This window comes from Chloroflexota bacterium (genome assembly GCA_020850535.1).
In the GTDB taxonomy this organism is placed as follows: domain Bacteria; phylum Chloroflexota; class UBA6077; order UBA6077; family JACCZL01; genus JADZEM01.
The window spans coordinates 56,825-74,856 of the sequence record JADZEM010000143.1; the positions used below are offsets into that span (position 1 = coordinate 56,825).

At 69.8% G+C, this 18,032-nt stretch carries 16 protein-coding genes; 6 read left to right on the forward strand and 10 right to left on the reverse strand.

Annotated elements, in window-relative coordinates; all coding sequences use genetic code 11:
• Positions 1-123: 123 nt before the first annotated feature.
• Positions 124-312, forward strand: coding sequence for a hypothetical protein (locus tag IT306_21635; protein ID MCC7371031.1), 189 nt, complete (start codon positions 124-126; stop codon positions 310-312).
• A gap of 555 nt (positions 313-867) precedes the next feature.
• Here the strand turns inward: IT306_21635 and IT306_21640 are convergent.
• Positions 868-1,122 (reverse strand): hypothetical protein, encoded by a 255-nt coding sequence (locus IT306_21640; protein MCC7371032.1) that lies wholly within the window; start codon positions 1,120-1,122, stop codon positions 868-870.
• A 406-nt stretch (positions 1,123-1,528) separates the two neighbouring features.
• On the opposite strand from IT306_21640, the gene IT306_21645 reads away from it, so the two are divergent.
• Positions 1,529-1,933, forward strand: coding sequence for a low affinity iron permease family protein (locus IT306_21645; protein ID MCC7371033.1), 405 nt, complete (start codon positions 1,529-1,531; stop codon positions 1,931-1,933).
• Positions 1,934-1,948: 15 nt separating this feature from the next.
• On the opposite strand, the gene IT306_21650 is transcribed toward IT306_21645, so the two are convergent.
• The 3 genes from IT306_21650 to IT306_21660 form a co-directional block, all read right to left on the reverse strand.
• Positions 1,949-3,193, reverse strand: a complete 1,245-nt coding sequence (locus tag IT306_21650) for an amidohydrolase family protein (protein ID MCC7371034.1) — start codon at positions 3,191-3,193, stop codon at positions 1,949-1,951.
• Between the two features lie 25 nt (positions 3,194-3,218).
• Entirely contained in the window at positions 3,219-4,013 is a 795-nt protein-coding gene (locus tag IT306_21655; GenBank protein ID MCC7371035.1) for a phosphatase PAP2 family protein, read from the reverse strand.
• A 186-nt stretch (positions 4,014-4,199) separates the two neighbouring features.
• Complete coding sequence (locus IT306_21660; GenBank protein ID MCC7371036.1) at positions 4,200-4,382, reverse strand: hypothetical protein; 183 nt, start codon at positions 4,380-4,382, stop codon at positions 4,200-4,202.
• A gap of 328 nt (positions 4,383-4,710) precedes the next feature.
• Between IT306_21660 and IT306_21665 the strand changes: the two genes are divergently transcribed.
• The 3 genes from IT306_21665 to IT306_21675 all read left to right on the forward strand — a co-directional run bounded on the left by IT306_21665 (position 4,711) and on the right by IT306_21675 (position 7,161).
• Positions 4,711-5,835, forward strand: coding sequence for a hypothetical protein (locus IT306_21665; protein ID MCC7371037.1), 1,125 nt, complete (start codon positions 4,711-4,713; stop codon positions 5,833-5,835).
• Positions 5,836-5,962: 127 nt separating this feature from the next.
• Positions 5,963-6,151, forward strand: a complete 189-nt coding sequence (locus tag IT306_21670) for a hypothetical protein (protein MCC7371038.1) — start codon at positions 5,963-5,965, stop codon at positions 6,149-6,151.
• A gap of 38 nt (positions 6,152-6,189) precedes the next feature.
• Positions 6,190-7,161: a hydroxyacid dehydrogenase gene (locus IT306_21675; GenBank protein MCC7371039.1), complete on the forward strand. Its 972-nt coding sequence runs from the start codon at positions 6,190-6,192 to the stop codon at positions 7,159-7,161.
• A gap of 494 nt (positions 7,162-7,655) precedes the next feature.
• Here IT306_21675 and IT306_21680 read toward each other — a convergent pair whose 3' ends face one another.
• Both IT306_21680 and IT306_21685 read right to left on the reverse strand, forming a co-directional pair.
• Entirely contained in the window at positions 7,656-9,041 is a 1,386-nt protein-coding gene (locus IT306_21680; GenBank protein ID MCC7371040.1) for an FAD-binding oxidoreductase, read from the reverse strand.
• Positions 9,042-9,160: 119 nt separating this feature from the next.
• Entirely contained in the window at positions 9,161-10,627 is a 1,467-nt protein-coding gene (locus IT306_21685) for an FAD-binding protein (protein MCC7371041.1), read from the reverse strand.
• Between the two features lie 305 nt (positions 10,628-10,932).
• Here IT306_21685 and IT306_21690 point away from each other — a divergent pair, with 305 nt between their 5' ends.
• Entirely contained in the window at positions 10,933-12,894 is a 1,962-nt protein-coding gene (locus tag IT306_21690; GenBank protein ID MCC7371042.1) for a DEAD/DEAH box helicase, read from the forward strand.
• Positions 12,895-13,042: 148 nt separating this feature from the next.
• Here the strand turns inward: IT306_21690 and IT306_21695 are convergent, their stop codons facing one another.
• From IT306_21695 to IT306_21710, 4 genes are all read right to left on the reverse strand, one after another.
• Complete coding sequence (locus IT306_21695; GenBank protein MCC7371043.1) at positions 13,043-14,662, reverse strand: HAMP domain-containing protein; 1,620 nt, start codon at positions 14,660-14,662, stop codon at positions 13,043-13,045.
• On the reverse strand, positions 14,659-15,363 hold the full coding sequence (locus IT306_21700; protein MCC7371044.1) for a response regulator transcription factor: 705 nt from the start codon (positions 15,361-15,363) through the stop codon (positions 14,659-14,661). Before IT306_21700 ends, IT306_21695 begins: the two co-directional genes overlap by 4 nt.
• 73 nt (positions 15,364-15,436) lie before the next feature.
• Positions 15,437-17,197, reverse strand: coding sequence for a DNA repair protein RecN (recN, locus tag IT306_21705; GenBank protein ID MCC7371045.1), 1,761 nt, complete (start codon positions 17,195-17,197; stop codon positions 15,437-15,439).
• A 12-nt stretch (positions 17,198-17,209) separates the two neighbouring features.
• Positions 17,210-18,031: an NAD(+)/NADH kinase gene (locus IT306_21710; GenBank protein ID MCC7371046.1), complete on the reverse strand. Its 822-nt coding sequence runs from the start codon at positions 18,029-18,031 to the stop codon at positions 17,210-17,212.
• Between the last annotated feature and the right edge of the window lies 1 nt (position 18,032).

Below are 18,032 nucleotides of genomic sequence, written 5' to 3' on the forward strand. Positions count from 1 at the left end.
CATCGCCAGGGTGGCCCACTCATCATTCACATCATCAGACGAGTTTGAGGGTGGTTGATCTCGACTTCACGGAGTATGCGCGCGCCCGGATGTATCAGCGAAAGGTCTCTGAAGGCGCAGTCCATGCCATCGTCGAAGATGCAGATGCCGTCATTTGACGGAAGGATGGGCGCACCCGAGTACATCGGCGTCTGGCAAGGGCGTTTTCTGCTTGTGGTGGCTGAGGGCGATGTCGAAGATGACGACGACATCCTCGTCCTGAACGTCATTCATCACGACGGTGACCAGACTTCGGGCCATCCAGCGCGCTAGCTGAAACCCGAACACCCCGGCACATTCTGGGCGGCCAGGAACAGGGCGATTGCATGTTGATGTCGTCGTGCCGCCGCGTCGGGGCTTGAAAGCCCCGCCTACGATCCTGCAGTCGCTGCGCGACGCTCCAGTCTCACCGGACGACGGCTGTTCCCGACGGCCGTCGCGCAGCGACGGCGTGACGGTAGGCGGGGACTTCAGTCCCCGACGAGGTCGCAGGACGTGCTCGTCATGCAATCGCCCTGAGGGCAGCGTCAGGACGATTGCATGTTGATGTCGTCGTGCCGCCGCGTCGGGGCTTGAAAGCCCCGCCTACGATCCTGCAGTCGCTGCGCGACGCCCCAGTCTCACCAGACGACGCCGTTTCCGGTGTCCGTCGCGCAGCGACTGAATGCGTGTAGGCGGGGACTTCAGTCCCCGCCCGCCCGTCTAGTCGCGCTTCGGGTACACCAATGAACATGCAATCGCCCTGCGGCCAGGAAGGGGAGCGCGGCCGACGCAGGTGTGCGTCGGCCCCTTCGCGAAGGTCTCGGCGATCCTCGCTGTTCGACCGGGCTAGACGCGGACCAGCTCGTCGCGGGCGAACCAGCGGCCCAGGGGCAGCAGCGGCTGCTGATCGGTCGGGCGGGGGCGGTTGGTGAAGAACACGAAAACCGGGTGATCGTTGGTCCCGTAGTCGATGTCCAGCGCGTGCCCTGACAGGTTGTTCTCTTGCGGACTGTGCTGGTGGTCCCCGCCATTGCAGCCTTCGCGCAGCTTCACACTGACGTGCACGCCCGGGCCGATAGCCGTCGGTTCACACTGCACCATGAGACCTCCATATCTAGCGCGGGGGCGTCGCCCGCGTGTCCATCACCCAGGACCGCGCCATACATGCTCGAGCATGCTGCTGGCAACCTCTCGAATCACGGATGCACTGGTTACCGCCAGACACACCGATGGCGACGGGAGCAGCAGCTCGATTCATCGCTGGTCGTGTCGCAGAGATGAATGATCATTCAGTGAAACGGTCCTGCGCAGCGCAGAGAGACAATTCAGGATGCTGGCGTAAACCCGCCGCGAAGACTCCAGGCTGCCTGCTCGTCCTGGCATGACTTGTGCGTCAGGATGTCTTGTGCGTCATGATGCGGATGCGTCGGCGCAGCGTCTGGCACAGCCTCTGCATATCCTCGGATTGCGCCGACTCCGACGAGGGAGCGGTCCGCCGAGGTACCGCATGAACGAGCTCTTTCAGGGGCTGGCCCAGCGCACGGCGCGGGCGGCTGGCTCATCGTGGGCGTTCGTCTTTGCCGCGGGCATTGTTCTGGGCTGGGCGATCTCCGGCCCGATCTTTCATTTCTCGGATACCTGGCAGTTGATCATCAACACTGGCACGACCATCGTGACATTCTTGATGGTGTTCCTGATCCAGAACAGCCAGAACCGCGACACCCAGGCCATCCACCTCAAGCTCGACGAACTGTTGCGGGCGGTCCAGGGCGCGCGCGAGGATCGCTTCATCGACCTGGAGGACGCGACCGAGCAGCAACTGAAGCGGGTTCGTCAGGAGATCGAGCGAGACGCCCACGCGGCCGAGATGCTCTCCTTCGAAGATCGCTCGTCACGCCCGCGCAGTGGCTGAGCACCGGCGGCTGTCCTACTCGTGCCAGACCGTCGCGCGGCGATTCTCGACCACGACCCGACCCTCGGAGATCACCAGGCGCTTCTCGGCCTGACTGACGATGGCGTCCCACGGGCTGTCGGCGTCGAAGACGACAAGGTTCGCGCGGTCTCCAACGCTCACGCCGTAGCCCGTGAGGCCGAGCGCACGAGCCGCATTTGTGGTCGCCATCTCGAACACGGCGTGCACGTCACCGCGTCCGGCGAGGCGCCCGCCAGCCACCAGCAGGAGCCCGATCTCCAGCGGATCGGCGTTCCCGAACGGTGTGAAGGCGTTGCGGACGTTGTTCGAGGCCAGCGCCACGTTGACGCCCGCCGCCTGGAGCGCGCGCACGGGAGCGAGCGCCCGGCGCACGTTATAGGTGTCACCGCCGCCGCCCAGGTACAGGTCCGTCGCTGGTAGCGTGACGACGCTGATGTCGGCGCGGGCCAGCAGCTCGGCCAGGGGCTGGAGCTGCTCCGGCGGCAGTGCCCCCAGCGCCGTCGCGTGGCCGAGCGTCACGCGCCCCACGTACCCTTCGGCCAGGGCGCGCTCGGCGGCGTTGCGGGCCGTGAGACCTGGAGGGTCTGCGGGCGGCTCGTCGGAGAAGTCGGCGTGCAGGTCGAGCGGCACGCCGGCGGCCGTCGCCAGCGTGAACAGGGTGTCCAGGTGGGCAACCGGGTCTGGATCGACGTATGGCGCACCGCCGAGCACATCCGCTCCGAGTCGCAGCGCCTCGCGCAACAGCTCCTCGGCGCCCGGCGACTTCTGGATGCCCTCCTGCGGAAAGGCCGCGACCTGGAGCGTCATCAGGCCGGCCAGCCGCTCGCGTAGCTCGAGGGCCATCTCCAGGGCGGACAGCCCGAGGATCGGATCGACCTCGACATGCGCCCGTGCGTAGAGCGTCCCGTGCCGGCGCGCCATCTTCAGCACCTGCTCGGCGCGCGCCTGCATGTCGGCCCGAGTGAAGCCGCGTTTGAGGGCCGCCGTCAGCGCGATGGCCTCGCCAACGGACGCGACCTCGCCGGGCAGCTGGTCGAGCAGCAGGGCTTTCTCGATATGCAGGTGGGCCTCGACGAACGCTGGCGCGAGCAGCCGCCCGCCTGCGTGGATTCGCTCGACGCCCGGCTCGGCCTCACGGAGCGCCGAGCCGTAGGCGAAGATCCGGCCGTCACGCAGGAGCACGTCGGTCGGCCCGATCCCGCTCGGCAGGCGAACCGATTCGAGGAGCAGATCGGGCATGATGTGGCCTCCGGACCGGTGGCGGCTACCGCTGACGTGCTTCCAGCGCCCCGCCGGCCCCGAGTCGCCGTCGTGCGTACAGCCAGACCAGGATCACCAGATAGCTCAGCCCCAGGGCGTAGGATGCCAGCACGTCGCTGGCCCAATGTTGCCCCATCCAGATGCGTGACGGCCCGACGAACAGGATGAGCAGCCCGCTGATCCAGAGGATCGCGGTCCGCAGGCGGCCCGGCTTGAGCTGGGCGTAGGCGAGGTACGCCAGGAAGCCGAAGAACGTCACATAGAACAGGGTGTGCCCCGAGGGGAAGCTGTTACCAGTGGCGCCCTGGATCACCGTCACAAGCGCCGCGTCCGGCCGTGGCCTGCCAACCAGCCACTTGAACACCTCCGTGAGCGCCACCGATGCGCTCGCCGCGAGCATGAACCACATCTCGGTGCGATAGCCGGCCAGCCGGAGCAGTACCGCCACCACGGCGATCAGCACAGCCACCTGGGGGAAGAAGCCGGGCAGACTCACGCCCAGCATCAGCGGCCCGAAGAACGGCAGCCCGACAGACTGTATGGTCTGCGTCGTCGCCAGGTCGAGCTCAGCCGTTCGGCCACCCGTGACGAGCGCCGCTGTGCCCCCGAATCCCACCAGCCCCAGCCCGGCCAGCGCCGTGAACGACTGCGTGCGGTACGCGGCGACCCAGCGCGGCACCAGCGAACGACGCACGGCGTCACGCAGGGCGGGGTCGGCGCCGGCGACCGTTTCCGGCTGAACCGGGGCAGTGAGGCGGGGCAGGATCGTGTCATCCTGGTCGGTTGGCGTGTCGCTCATCCTGCCAACTGCTCCCCGGCCGCGTGCTTTGCTGGGACAGTATGCCGGACGGTGGTCCCACCGGTACGGCCCGACGCCCCTGGCCCTCCTGCTGGGGAGAACCAGGGGCGTCGGGCCGTGACCGGCGGGACTCCGCTGGCGCGTGAGCCGTGAACGACCGCGTGTCGGGTCAGCCGGGTGTCTGGGTCAGGTCAGCGTGTCCGCGTACTCGCCGCTGGGCGGCCCAGCGATCTCGTGTTCGAGGCGACCTCGTTCACCCAGCCAGCGCAAGAAGAGCAGTGAGGCTCTGGCTGGCTCGTGCGCCGTATCCACGAACATCTGCAGCTCACCATCGTACCGAGCGCCACGCTTCGTCTGCTCCGCGTTCATCGGGGGCCTCCACGCTCTCCTGTACGGTCAGATCGGCGTCGACGTCCCGGTGTCCGCTGGTGCTGTTGGGACGCCTGACCGCTCTTCTGCCTGATCTCAGTGTCCAACATTTCGGTCCGCGGCTCCGTCCACCCGGGCACATTCCAGCTATCGGGTTGGAAACGTTCAGGGTGTCTCCTTCTCGTGGGAGCCGTCGTTATGCTGAATACAGGCTGAGTGCAGGCTGAGTGCGCCGTCGCGTGACCGGCGTGCCTGATCCGACGCCCCGACGCCGTATGGCCGCTTCGATCGTGCGCCTGACGCTGTCGGACCTCGCTGGGAGGCCCCGGTGCCGAACGAGTCAATTCCGCCACCTGCACGATCTCAGCTGCCATTTCGCATCGCGTTCTTCCTGGTGGCGTCCATCGTTCTCGGGCTGATTGTTGCCCTGCCGTTCGCCATCCGCAGCCTGACCGACGACCTGTTCAACTCGGTGGAGAGCAACGTCTACCCCTTTCAGGGGCTGACGGCGACGGCGGCACGCGGCCAGATCCACATCAGCATCGTCGACCTGGACGAGGCGCGCCTGCGGGCGACGCTCCGGCTCTCCGGGCACCGCAACTGCCCGGGCCAGTGCCCGCCCGGCAACCGAGTCGTCCTGTTCTCCCTCTGGAGCACCGACGGCGACGCGGCCGGATCGCCGCCCTCGGCGAAGGTGGACATGACGAACGCCTCGTCGGTGGTCTCGGACGACCTGACGCTGCCCGTCCACGGACATCCGACGCTCTACCCGTTTGACACCTACGAGCTATGGCTGGGCGTGGGCGTGGCCGCGCTGTTGCCGGACGGCTCGGTGCGGCCGATCACCCGGGACGAGTCGGCAGGGATGCTGCGGGCCACCATCCAGGAGCAACTGCCGCGCGAGTCGATGGGCGCGCCACAGCCACTGTCGCTGACCGACATCGACGACCCCAGTCAGCCGTACCAGCTCGTCGGCGCCGAGCGGCTGGTGTTCACGCGGCCGATTCACGAGCGCGTCCTGGCCGTCTTGCTGGTACTGCTGGTGGCCGCCGCCGCGTGCTACGCCGTCTTCATGCGCCCGCTGCACGATCTGGTCATCAACAGCGGCGGTCTGGTGCTGGGCGTCTGGGGGATCCGCGCGCTCCTGTCGCCGGGCACCGCGTCACGGACCCTGGTCGACCTCTCGCTGTCGCTGGTGATCCTGTTCCTGCTCAGCGCGATCACGTTCCGCGCCCTGCAGTTCTTGTGGGGGCGGGGTGGCTTCTCATGGCGGCGGCCCGCCCCACCGGTCACGGCCGAGGCTGCGCCCGCGGCGCCGGCCGCCGACGCGGCGCCAGCCAGGCCGGATGCGCCGCCAGCCAGGCTGGATGCGCCGCCAGCCAGGCCGGATGCGCCGCCAGCCAGGCCGGATGCGCCAACGGAGACGCCGAAACCAGGAGAGCGCGCCGCCTGACGCACGCGCACAGACGCGCGAGCGTGCCGGAGTGTGCTTCGGAGCACACCCGACCAGCGGTACAGTGTTCGTAGGGGCGGCGTCCCTGGAGGGGCGTGTTTGGAGAGGCGTGCCTGCCCCGTGAACGATGCATCCTGCACGCGGCGGCGTCATCGCCCGATGGCGGCTGTGGCACTTCCGCCTCAAGGTGGACGAGCCGGAGCCGGGCCGCGTGATGACGGAGTCCGACCTGCTCTCGACGATGGTCACGACCTGGACGCTCACGCCGCTGTGCCCTGTTCCCTGGAACCTGCCCCCTCTCGCCTGTTCCCTGTAACCTCTCCCCTGGAACCTACCCTCTGGCCTGGAGAGCGCATGAGCCCGGTCACCATCGTCGTCCCGGACGACTTCCCGATCTCCTACGGCAGCGTCACCCACCCGGACCTCGCCCGCCTACTGCTGTACGGCACGGTGGTCACGCACACCACCCGCTTTGCAGATCGCGACGAGTTCTTCAGCCGCATCGCCGAGGCCGACGTCGTCATCAACGTGCGGGCCTATTCGCGCTTCGACGAGGAGGCGTTGAGCCACGCGCCGAAGCTCAAAATGATCTCGGTGCAGGGCGTCGGGACGGACAACATCGATCTTGCCGCTGCAAAGGCACGCGGCATCACCGTCACCAACACGCCCGGGGTCAACTCGGTCTCGGTGGCGGAGCTGGCCATCGGGCTGATCTTCGCGGTCGTGCGTGCCATCCCCTTGAGCGACACGCGCATGCGGGCGGGCACGTGGCAACACCCGCCGGCCTTCGAGCTGCAAGGGAAGACCATCGGGCTGCTCGGGCTGGGAGCGATTGGCGCGCACACGGCGAAGCTGGCGGCCGGCCTCGGGATGAAGCCGATCGCCTGGAGCTGGAATCTGGATCAGGCCCGCGCCGAGCGCCTGGGCGTCGAGCTGGTGGACCGCGACGAGCTGTTCCGCCGCTCGGACATCGTCTCCGTCCACCTCAAGAACACGCCCGAGGCCCGTGGGAGCGTCGGCGCGCGCGAGCTGTCGCTGATGAAGCCGACGGCGATCCTGATCAACACGGCCCGCGCCGCGATCCTCGACCAGGATGCCGTGGTGGAGGCGCTCAAGGCAGGGCAGATCGCCGGGGCCGGCCTGGATGTCTACCTGACCGAGCCGTTGCCGCTGGCAGAGAACCCGTTCGCCGTGATGGAGAACGTCGTCCTGATGCCGCACGCAGGCGGCGTCACCGCCGAGAGCAGCGTCCGCTCGAACAAGGCCCCCGTGGACAACGCGATCGCCTACCTGGAAGGCCGGCCGGCCAACGTGGTGAATCCGTAGGGGATGAGTCGTCAGCTATCAGTCGTCAGAGGGGGGAACGTAGCCGCGTCCCCTCTCAGGGCGATTGCATGTTGATTGGTGTCCCCGAAGCATCATGGAACGGGCGGTCGGGGGTTGAAACCCCCGTCTACAGGCATGCAGTCGCTTCGCGACGGCCGTCGGGAACGGCAGGCACTCGTGCGACTGGAGCGTCGCGCAGCGACTGCAGGATGGTAGGCGGGGCTTTCAAGCCCCGACGAGGCGGCACCCCTCAGGGCGATGGCATGTTGATTGGTGTCCCCGAAGCATCATGGAACGGGCGGTCGGGGACTGAAGTCCCCGCCTACCGTCATGCCGTCGCTGCGCGACGGCCGTCGGGAACGGCAGGCACTCGTGCGACTGGAGCGTCGCGCAGCGACTGCAGGATGGTAGGCGGGGCTTTCAAGCCCCGTCGAGGCGGCACGACGACATCAACATGCAATCGTCCTGGTCCCCTCTGACAACTGACGACCCGTCTACAGCCGGCCCACGAACCGGCCCGGGTTCAGTGTTCCCTTCGGGTCCAGGTTCTCTTTGAGCGAGCGCATCACCGGGAAGCCGCTGCCGGCATCCCCCCATGGATCGATGCCCGCCTCGCCCTGGAGCGCCGCCAGCGGGCAGGCTTCCAGCACGAGGCTGCCGCCCTCGCCGCGCGCAAAGCCGCGCAGGCGCGTCACCAACGCCGCGAGGTTCGCCAGGGCCCCTGTCGTCCAGGTGTCGGGCTGGAGGCGCAGGTACACGACGCCACTGCCGGCGTGCGCGCCCGTCTGAGGCATGAAGCCGGCCTCCTGGGCGGCCGTGTGGGCCGTCGCCAGGGCCACCGTGCCGCGGGCGGGCGGCACGGCCAGCTTCAGCAGCGCCAGATCCGCTGCTGACGGGTCCGAATAGCTCCGCAGGGCGGCCCAGACGCTGGTGAGGGTCTCGCCTTCGCGGATCGATTGCACCCCCGTGGCCTGGTCGCAGAGGGCCTGGATGTCCCGCAACTGGCGCTGGATCGCCTTCTCGAAGCCCTGCGCCGAGACCACCAGTACGACGCCGTCGCCGTCCACGGCAAGGCCGTCCGGCAGGCTCGCGGCAGCGCCCGCGTCCAGCACCTCGATGGCGGCCGGCCCGAGCGGCGAGCGCATCAGCGCGGCGATGGGCTTCGCGGCATCGGCAGCGGTCTTGAACGCGGCGACGACCATCCCCTCGTTGGCGGGCAGGGGGTGCAGCTTGAAGCTCAGTTCGACGATCACGCCGACGGTGCCGAGCGAGCCGACGTACAGCTTGTTCAGGTCGTAGCCGGCCACGTTCTTGACGACGCGCCCGCCGGCCTTGCTGACGATGCCGTCGGCGTTGACGACCCGCGTGCCGATGACGATGTCGCGGGCCGTGCCGTACATCAGCCGCAGCGGGCCGCTGGCGTTCGCGGCGATCAGGCCGCCGATGGTGGCCGTCTCGGCGGCGGGGGGATCGAGCGCCAGCATCTGGCCCTCAGCCCGCAGCCGCTCCTGGATGGCACCGAGGGTCATGCCAGCCTGGACGGTCACGGTCAGGTCGGCCGGCTCGTATTCGACGATCTCGTTGAGGCCCGTCGTCTGCAACACGAGATCGGCGGCGCGCGGCGGGAACCCCAGGCTCATGCGGGTGCCGGCGCCCCGGGGGATCACGGCACGGCCGGCGGCGCTGGCCGCCTTGACCGTCGCTGCGACCTCGTCCACGGAGGCCGGGGCGCACACATAGGCAGGGCGGACGCCTGCCACGGTGAACGCGTCGTCGTCCGCGCCGACGGCACGCCACTCCAGGTCGGCTGCGCTGAGCGCCGCTTCGATCTCGCCAGTCGTCGTGGACGGACCGGCAGATCCGCTCTCTGTCTCACTCACAACGTCGTCCTCAGCAATCAGTCGTCAGATATCAGGCGTCAAGTCTCAGTCGTCAGGTCTCATCGTACAACGCCCAGCAACGCTTCTTCGCTCCTGAGAGCTGATGACTGACAACTCGTCTACCAGCCGACAGCGCTGCCCTTCCGCGCGAACATCTCCAGGCAGCGGCCGGGCGTCGGGAAGAGCTTGTCCGGGTTGCAGTAGCCGGCCGGGTCGAGCGCGCGCTTGACGCGTTGCATGATCTCGACGTCGTCCTCGGAGAAGATCAGCGGCATCAGATCCTTCTTCTCCATGCCGATGCCGTGCTCACCCGAGAGCGAGCCGCCGGACTCGGCGCACAGCCGCATGATGTCCGCGCCGGCCTCGATGGTCCGCTCCGTCTCGCCGGGCACGTCCTCGTCGAACAGGATCAGCGGATGCAGGTTGCCATCTCCCGCATGGAAGACGTTGGCGATCCGCTGGCCGCTGCGCTTCGAGATCTCGCCGATCTCGGCCAGCACCTCGGGCAGCTTGCTGCGCGGGACCACGCCGTCCACCGTGTAGTAGTCCGGCGTGATCGCGCCGATGGCCCCGAACGCGCCCTTGCGGGCGGCCCAGACGCGGGCGCGCTCGGCCTCGTCCTTGGCGATGCGGATGTCCAGGGCGTCGTAACCGCGACAGACGGCGTCGATCTCCTCGGCCATCGACTCGATCTCTTCGGCCAGCCCCTCGACCTCCACGATCAGCACGGCCTCGGCGTCGAGCGGGAACCCGACCTTCGCCTTCGACTCGACGGCCTGAATGCAGAGGTTGTCCATCATCTCCAGCGCGGCCGGGATGATCCGCCGCGAGATGATGCCGCCGACGGCGGTGCTGGCGGCGGCGATGGTCGGGAAGACGACCAGCAGCGTCTTGACCGACTCGGCCATCGGGACCAGCCGGCAGATGACCTTCGTCGCCATCCCGAGCGTGCCCTCGGAGCCGACGTAGAGGCCGGTCAGGTCGTAGCCCGGGTACTCGAGCGCCGAGCCGCCCGTCTCGACGATCTCGCCGTCCGGCAGCACGAACTCCAGCCCGAGGGTGTGGTTCGTGGTGACGCCGTAGCGGAGGGTGTGCGGGCCGCCCGAGTTCTCCCCGACGTTGCCGCCGATGGTGCAGGCCTTCTGGCTGGACGGGTCCGGCACGTAGAGCAGCTTCTCGTGGGCGACGGCCTGCGAGAGCCGCAGATTCACCAGGCCCGGCTCGACCGTCGCACGGAGGTTCGCCAGGTCGATGTCGAGGATGCGGTTCATGCGGGCGAAGCTGATCAGCACACCGCCCTGGCTCGGGATCGCCCCGCCCGACAGGCCGGTGCCGGCCCCACGCGCGGTGTACGGGACGCCGCGCGCGTTGCAAGCCTTGATGATGGCGGAGACATCGCGGGCGCTCCGAGGGAAGACGACGGCCTGAGCACGCGATTTGTCAATCGAGCCGTCGTACTCGTAGAGCATCAGGTCGTAGGGCCGCCAGAGGACGGCGTCCGCGCCCAACGCACGCTCAAGCTCTTCGACCAGTGCGCTCTTGACGACCTCGCCCGCGATCCCGCGCTCAACCGTTCCGTGCGCCATGCTGCTCTGCCCCTGGCCTGTCTGCCTCTGGACTGTCTGCCGCTGATGTTGCCACGCGAAAGGGCGGCCTGACAGGGAGTGTACCACCCGGTTCCGCGTGCTCGCGCGCCCTGCCTGACCAATCCCCTTTCTGGCGGCGGCCCCGTTCCTGCGGGTATACCGTCTTCAGACAACTGCAGAGATATATCGGCGGCTCGCCCCCTGGCCGGGTTTTTCAGGCTCCAGCGTTGGTCCTGCTTCTCCCTTTTCACGTCGCGCTGACCGATCGAGGTCTCCCTGTCAGACCGTAAGGAGTCAGCGCGTTTATGCAGCCGACCACGTTTACTTTTGCCCCGCGATTGCGGAAGTCCGCCCCCACCGCGCCCTCGGGCGCCGCTCCCGAGCGCCCGAACCCCGACGAGCGCCGCCAGAACCGGCGGCAGCAGGACGGCCAGGCGGACCGCCGCACGGCCCCGGCCACCCAGAGCGGCGAGCGCCGTCGTCCGAACCCTGATGGCTCCCGGGCTGAGGGCGGCCGATCCGAGGCTCGGCGCGACGATGCCCGCGCGTTCGACGGGCGGCGTGATACGCGCCGCGCGGATGGTCAGTACCAGGATCGTTCAGAGCGCCCGGAGCGTCGGGCGGCCCCGCAGGACCGCTTCGGCGCCGCCCGCGAGGCTGCCAGCCGTGTCGGAACCGGGCAGGAGCGTCCGCGTGACACGGACCGCCCCGGTGTTGACCGTGGCGCACGTTCTGAGCGTTCGGACCGTGCGCCGGTGCGTGGGGCAGGCGCAGCACCGGCTGACCGAGGGCTCGCGCAGGCGGGCGGCCGGCGAACCGAGCCGGCGCGCGGCCAGCATACCGCGCCCGTGGCGGCCCGCCGGCCGGAGCCGGGCCGCGCGCCGCGTCAGGAAGGGCCGCGCGGCGTTCGGCCGATGCCGAGCCGTCCGGCTGTCGCACCGGCGTCGGCCGACACGCCGCCGCTGGAGTCGTTCTTCGCGGACGCGGCGGCGCTGAACCTGAATCCCGCCGAGTCGTTCTCCGAGCTGTCGATCCGCCGCGAGACGCGTGCGGCCGTGGAGGGCATGGGCATCACCGTCCCGACGCCGATCCAGGCGAACGCGATCCCGGTCATGCTGGACGGCCGCGACATCGTGGGGCAGGCCAAGACCGGCTCTGGCAAGACGCTGGCCTTTGCGCTGCCGACCGTCGAGCGGTGCGATCCGGCCGTGCGGGCGGTCCAGGCGTTGATCCTGGTCCCCACCCGGGAGCTGGCGATCCAGGTCGGGCAGGTCATCGAGAAGCTGACGGCTGCCCGCCGCCTCAAGCTGACGCTTCTCTATGGTGGCCGCTCGCTGATCCCCGAGGCGCGGGCGCTCTCCGGCGGTGCACAGATCGTGGTGGGGACGCCCGGCCGCACGCTGGATCATCTCCGACAGCGCAACTTCTCGCTGGACGGGCTTCGCATCTTCGTGCTGGACGAGGGCGACGAGATGCTGGACCGTGGGTTCGCTCCCGATGTCGAGCGCATCCTTGCGTTCACCCCGCCGACGCGCCAGACGGCGATGTTCTCGGCGACCGTGCCGCCCTGGGTGATGCAGACGGCGATGCGCCATCTGCGGACCCCGGTCCTGGTGAAGGTGGACGTGGACGAGGCCCCGCCGGAGATCGAGCACATCGTGTACGACGTGGACCCAACGACGCGCTCGGCGGCGCTCAGGACGCTGCTCGACCGTCGTGGCGACGGCCCGATCATCGTGTTCGGGCGGACGAAGCACGGCGTCAAGAAGCTGGCCCGTCAGCTCGAATCCGAGGGCTTCCCGGTCGTGGCGCTGCACGGCAACCTGAGCCAGAACGCCCGCGAGCGCGCGATGGTCGAGCTGCGGGCCGGCAACCTGCCGATCCTGGTGGCGACCAACGTGGCGGCGCGCGGCATCGACATCGCGGACGTGGGGCAGGTCATCAACTACGAGGTGCCGGAGTCTGCCGAGCTGTTTACCCACCGCGTCGGACGGACCGGCCGGATGGGGCGCTCCGGCGAGGCGATCACGTTCGTGACGCCCGACGAGGCGGCCAAGTGGCGGCAGATCGAGCGGGCGCTCGGGAAGACGCTGCCGCGCCAGCCGTGGATGGTAGACGGCCAGCCCGTGCCGGTGGCGGCTGCCATGCCCGCGCCGCAGCCGGTGGCCGTCGCGAGCGCAGCCCCGCGCGCGGAGACCCGCCGGGCGGACGCGCCCCGGCCTGACGGCGAGCGCCGCCGGCCGCGCTGGCGGCGCGGCCCCCGGTAGGCTCCGACCGTAGCGTGGGGGCTTGTCCCCCAGGTTCGTAGAGGGTCAGCTTCGTCGGGGGTTGCAACCCCCGACTGCGCATCTTACGACGATTTGGGAACGCCAACGACGTGCAATTGCCCTGAAGTCCCGGACAAGGCTGACCCACTCACGCAGATGCCGACGCCGGAGCCGACGGCAGGCGCACCTGGACCGTCGTGCCCTGACCGATGGCGCTCTCGGCGTCGATCTGCCCGTGGTGCGCGTGCACAATCGCCTGGACGATGGCGAGCCCCAGTCCGGTGCCGCCGGCCTGCCGCGAGCGTGCTCGATCCACCCGGTAGAAGCGGTCGAAGATGCGCGGCAGCTCGTCTGGCTCGATGCCGCGCCCGCTGTCCGACACGCTCGCCAGCACGTCTGAGCCGTTCTGGCGCAGCGTCACCTCGACGTGCCCGCCCGGCGGGGTGTACTTGACGGCGTTGTCCAGCAGGTTGATGAAGACCCGTTCGAGCTGATCGCGGTCCCCGAGGACGGTGGCGGCGGCATCCAGCCGAGTGGCGATCTCGTGATCCGGGGCCAGGATGCGGGCGCGGCGAACGACGTCCCGCAGGACCGGCTCCAGCGGCGTCGGGATCAGCTTGACCGCGCCACTATCCTCGTCCAGCCGCGAGAGCGTCAGCAGGTCGTTGACGAACCGCCCGAGCCGGTCCAGCTCCGATTCGACGCTCGACAGCAGCCGCTCGGCCTGGGCCATGTCCTCCCGCGCCAGGGCCATCTGCACGATCTCCAGCGTGCCGGCCAGGCCGTTGAGGGGTGTCCGCAGCTCGTGGGCAGCATCCGAGACGAGCCGCCGCTGCGCCGCGAAGGCCGCTTCCAGCCGGCTCACCATCTGGTCGAACGCCGAGGCCAGCTCGCCAACCTCGTCCTGGCGGGTGAGCCGCACGCGCGCCCCGAGGTCGCCGGCGGCGACGGTCCGCGTTACCTGCACCACCTGCTCCAACGGCCCGAGCGCCCGCCGCGCCACCCAGACGGAGATCCCGCCGACCACCAGCACGGTCAGCACGGTCCCGACGCCCAGCACGAGGGTCAATTGCATCCGGAGAGCGTCGGTGTACTCCAGGGAGGTCGCCACCTCCAGCGCGCCAAGGATTGAGCCGTCCGTCTGCTGGAGCGGTATCAGCAGCACCAGGGTGCGCCGCGAGCCCTGCCGCAGCACGCGCTGCTCCTCCTGGCCGGCCAGGACGCCGTCCAGGACGTCGCGCGGCGCGTTTGGCCAGCGTTCGACGCCGACGCCCGGGTTGCTGACCGCCACGACCCGCCGACGGGTGTCGTAGACCACGATACCGGTGTCACGGCCGGCCAGCTCGCGGACGAAGTTCTCGGCCAGGATGTGCAACTGCGGGTCAATCGGCGGGTCGGGCGGATCGAGGGGGCCACGCTTGCCCGGCGCGTCCGGCTTGGCGGGAAGGTCGGGCTTGCCGGCCGGCTCGGTGCGGATGCTGAAGGACGGCCGTCCGCCCCGTCGAACGGTCGGGCGGACGCCCAGCTCGCGTTCGAGGATCGGGGTTGCCTGGTTGCGGAGGTAGTCGGCCAGTTGCCGCTGTAAGCCACCGTCGAGCAGGCCGATCAGCAGCGCGCTCAGCGCCAGCAGGGTGCCGCCGGCGATGGCGGCGTTGAGGATCGGGAGCCACCAGCGGATCGGCCAGCGGCGCGGGGTTGTCAGCCGAAGCGCCCGCCGCAGCAACGCGCCACCACGGGGCAGCCCGGCGGCAAGTGACCGCCCGTTCACTTGCCGAGCGCGTACCCGACGCCGCGCACGGTCCGGATCAGGCGGCGGTCTCGGTCGTCGAGTTTCTGGCGCAGCGCGCTGATGTGCGCCTCGATCATGTTGCCGTCGCCCAGGAAGTCGGTGCCCCAGACGCGCTGCAGCAGGGCCACCCGGCGCAGCACGGTGCCGGGGTGGAGCATCAGGGCTTCGAGCAGGTCCAGCTCGCGGGTGGTCAGCGCGACCGGCCGGCCGTCCAGCTCGACCTCGCGGGTGTCGCGGTTGAGGGTCAGGGCGCCGTGACGGAGGATGCTCTGCTCGGCCGCCAGCCGCCGCCGCAGGACCGCCCGAATCCGCGCCAGCAGCTCCTTGAACTTGAACGGCTTGGGGAGATAGTCGTCAGCTCCCGCTTCGAGGCCGGCCACCCGCTCGTCTACGTCGGCGCGGGCCGTCAGCATGATGATCGGCGTGTCGCCTTGCGCCCGGATGCGCTGGCAGACCTCGACGCCGTCCAGCGAGGGCAGGTTCAGGTCGAGCACAATCAGGTGCGGACGCTCGCGCTCGGCGACCCGCAGCGCCTCGTGGCCGTCGAGGGCGCGCGTCACCTCGAAGCCCTCGTAGCGCAGCCCCAGCTCCACGAAGTCGAGGGTCAGCTCGTCGTCGTCCACCACCAGGATACGGGTGGCGTTCGGGCCAGGGGCAGGGACGGACTGCTGCGTAGCCATACTCGGAGTATACCGACGCCATTCTGGGATTGCGGCAGCCGAGTCTGACTGTTTCCTGACAAGCGAGAGGCGGTTACCCGCGCTTGCTGGCCTCGCGCTTGCGGGCACGCGCGCCGTCCAGCAGCTCACGGGCGTTGCGGCGCGCGCCCGTTCCGCCCAACGGCCCCCCCAGCATCTGCGCCAGCTCCTCGACGCGCTCGTTGGGCGGGAGCGTCCGCACGGCCACCCGGCTGGCGCCGCCCTCCGCCCCCTTCGCCACCACGAGGTGCGCGTCGGCGTAGGCCGCCACCTGGGGCATGTGGGTCACGCACAGCACCTGATGCTCGGAGGTCAGCCCCCAGAGCTTCTCGCCGACGACCGGCGCACTGCGCCCGCCGACGCCGGTGTCCACCTCGTCGAAAATCAGGGTTGCACGGCGGTCCACCCGCGAGAGGGCCGTCTTGAGCGCCAGCCCGACCCGCGCCAGCTCGCCGCCGCTGGCGATGCGCCCGAGCCCCTTCGGCGTCTCGCCGGCGTTCGGGGCGATCAGGAACTCGACGCGGTCCACGCCGGTCGCGTCGTAGGCGAGCGTGCGCGGCTGGCCATCGTGCTTGACGGGCAGGCCGGCCGGGTCGTCGGCGTGCTCCATGCGGGTCACGAACCGCGTGCCGCGCATGTTCAGGTCCGCCAGCTCACCCTCGACGATCTTTTGCAGCTCGCTGGCTGCCAGGGTGCGGCGGCGCGAGATGGTGGCGGCCAGCGCGCCGGCCTCCTGGCGCAGCGCCTCGCGGCGCGCTTCGAGGTCGGCCAGGATCTGATCCTGTCGCTCGACGGCCTCCAGCCGGCCGCGCGCCTTCTCGACGTACGCCAGGATCTCCTCGACGGTGTCGCCATACTTGCGTTTCAGGGCCGCCAGCGTCAGCAGCCGCTCCTCCGTGGCCTGGAGCGCCTCGGGATCTTCCTCGATGTCGTCCAGGTAGCGCCGCAGCCCACGCACCGCGTCATCCAGACCCTCGGAGAGGGCATCCAGCGACTCGGCCTGCTGCGCGAGGACCGGGTCGAAGCCGCTGACGCCGCCGCAGGCCGCCGCCGCCTGCCCGACGAGGTCATGCGCGCCCGGGCGCTCGTCGTCGCCGCTGAGGGCCGTCCAGGCTGACAGCACCGCCGTCCGCAGCCGCTCGACGTTCCGCAGCCGCTCGCGCGTGCCGAGCAGCTCGTCCTCCTCGCCGGGCGTCAGGCCGGCCGAGTCGATCTCGTCCACCTCGTGCTTGAGCAACGCCTGCTCGCGCTGGGCGGCGCGGGCCTCGTCGCGGACGCGTTGCTGCTCGCGGTCGAGTGCGCGGAGGTCGGCTACGAGGGTGGCGATCTTCGCGCGCTCTGAGCCGAGGCCGGCGTAGCGGTCCAACAGCTCCAGGTGCTCGCGCGGACGCAGCAGCGAGAGGTGCTCGCTCTGCCCATGGATGTCGATCAGGTGCTCGCCGATCTGCTGGAGCACGGCGGTCGGCACGGCTCGCCCGTTGACCCGCGAGACGCCGCGCCCGCCGGCCCCAGCGATGTCGCGGGTCAGGATCAGGCCGCCGTCCTCGATCTCCAGGCCGTGCTCGTCGAGGGCCGCCTTCAGCTCGGCGGGATCCTCGATGCTCGAAAGGTCGAACACCCCTTCGACGGTGGCCCGGCTGGCGCCGTTCCGCACGAAGTCTGGCGAAATCCGCCCGCCCAGCAGCGCCCCGACCGCGTCGATGATGATCGACTTGCCCGCGCCGGTCTCACCGGTGACGACGTTCAGCCCGTGTGACCACTCGATGGTCAGCCGGTCGATGATGGCGAAGTCGCGGATGGTCAACTGCGTGAGCATGGTGACGCCCCGCTACCGCACGCCGTGCGGCGACCGCCGGAGCCGCGCCGTCAGGTGGGCGTAGAAGTCGCGCGGGTCGCCGCGCCGGGCGAAGACGGTCTTCTGCTCCGCCAGCTTGATCCGGACCGGCATGCCCACCGGCAACTCGAAATCGACCTGCCCATCCGCCGAGACGGTGGCTGGCTGGGTGCGGACCACCGTCAGGCTCATCTCGGCGGTGGGCGGCAGCACCAGGCTCCGGAGCGCCGAGAGGTGGCCCGCGACCGGGACCACCACCAGATTGTCCAGCTCAGGAGCCAGGACCGGACCGCCGGCCGCGAGGGCGTAGGCCGTCGAGCCGGTCGCCGTCGCCACCACCACGGCGTCCGCCGTGAACCGGGTGACCTCGCGGTCGTGCACGTCGAAGTCGAGGGTGATGGCCCGCAGTTGCGCCCCACGCGCCACCACCACGTCGTTGAGGGCGATGGCGCGCTGGCCGTCCACGCCGACGGCAAGCATCGCCCGCTCGTCGCGCCAGAACTCGCCGGCGAGGTACGGATCGAGGCTGGCCTCGACCTCTTCGGGGTGAAGCTCGGCCAGGAAGCTGAGGGTGCCCATGCCCACGGGGACAATCGGGACGTGCGCCTCGGCGGCCCAGCGGGCCGTGCGGAGGGTGGTGCCGTCGCCGCCGAACGTGAGGGCCAGGGTGAAGCGGCCGGCGTCTGCCGGATCCAGTTCGAACGCTGAGAGCACCTCCGTCTCGACGCCCCTCTGCTCCAACTGGGTGCGGACGTGCGCGGCGATCTCGCCGGTCTCGGGCCGGTACGGCTGATGAACGAGAGCGACGTGCGTCATC

What these genes read in the sequence shown, in the direction of transcription:
- IT306_21635 (MCC7371031.1), top strand. Translation starts at nt 124, where the DNA reads ATGCCATCGTCGAAGATGCAGATGCCGTCATTTGACGGAAGGATGGGC.
- IT306_21640 (MCC7371032.1), bottom strand. Translation starts at nt 1,122, where the DNA reads ATGGTGCAGTGTGAACCGACGGCTATCGGCCCGGGCGTGCACGTCAGT.
- IT306_21645 (MCC7371033.1), top strand. Translation starts at nt 1,529, where the DNA reads ATGAACGAGCTCTTTCAGGGGCTGGCCCAGCGCACGGCGCGGGCGGCT.
- IT306_21650 (MCC7371034.1), bottom strand. Translation starts at nt 3,193, where the DNA reads ATGCCCGATCTGCTCCTCGAATCGGTTCGCCTGCCGAGCGGGATCGGG.
- IT306_21655 (MCC7371035.1), bottom strand. Translation starts at nt 4,013, where the DNA reads ATGAGCGACACGCCAACCGACCAGGATGACACGATCCTGCCCCGCCTC.
- IT306_21660 (MCC7371036.1), bottom strand. Translation starts at nt 4,382, where the DNA reads ATGAACGCGGAGCAGACGAAGCGTGGCGCTCGGTACGATGGTGAGCTG.
- IT306_21670 (MCC7371038.1), top strand. Translation starts at nt 5,963, where the DNA reads ATGCATCCTGCACGCGGCGGCGTCATCGCCCGATGGCGGCTGTGGCAC.
- IT306_21675 (MCC7371039.1), top strand. Translation starts at nt 6,190, where the DNA reads ATGAGCCCGGTCACCATCGTCGTCCCGGACGACTTCCCGATCTCCTAC.
- IT306_21685 (MCC7371041.1), bottom strand. Translation starts at nt 10,627, where the DNA reads ATGGCGCACGGAACGGTTGAGCGCGGGATCGCGGGCGAGGTCGTCAAG.
- IT306_21690 (MCC7371042.1), top strand. Translation starts at nt 10,933, where the DNA reads ATGCAGCCGACCACGTTTACTTTTGCCCCGCGATTGCGGAAGTCCGCC.
- IT306_21700 (MCC7371044.1), bottom strand. Translation starts at nt 15,363, where the DNA reads ATGGCTACGCAGCAGTCCGTCCCTGCCCCTGGCCCGAACGCCACCCGT.
- recN (MCC7371045.1), bottom strand. Translation starts at nt 17,197, where the DNA reads ATGCTCACGCAGTTGACCATCCGCGACTTCGCCATCATCGACCGGCTG.
- IT306_21710 (MCC7371046.1), bottom strand. Translation starts at nt 18,031, where the DNA reads ATGACGCACGTCGCTCTCGTTCATCAGCCGTACCGGCCCGAGACCGGC.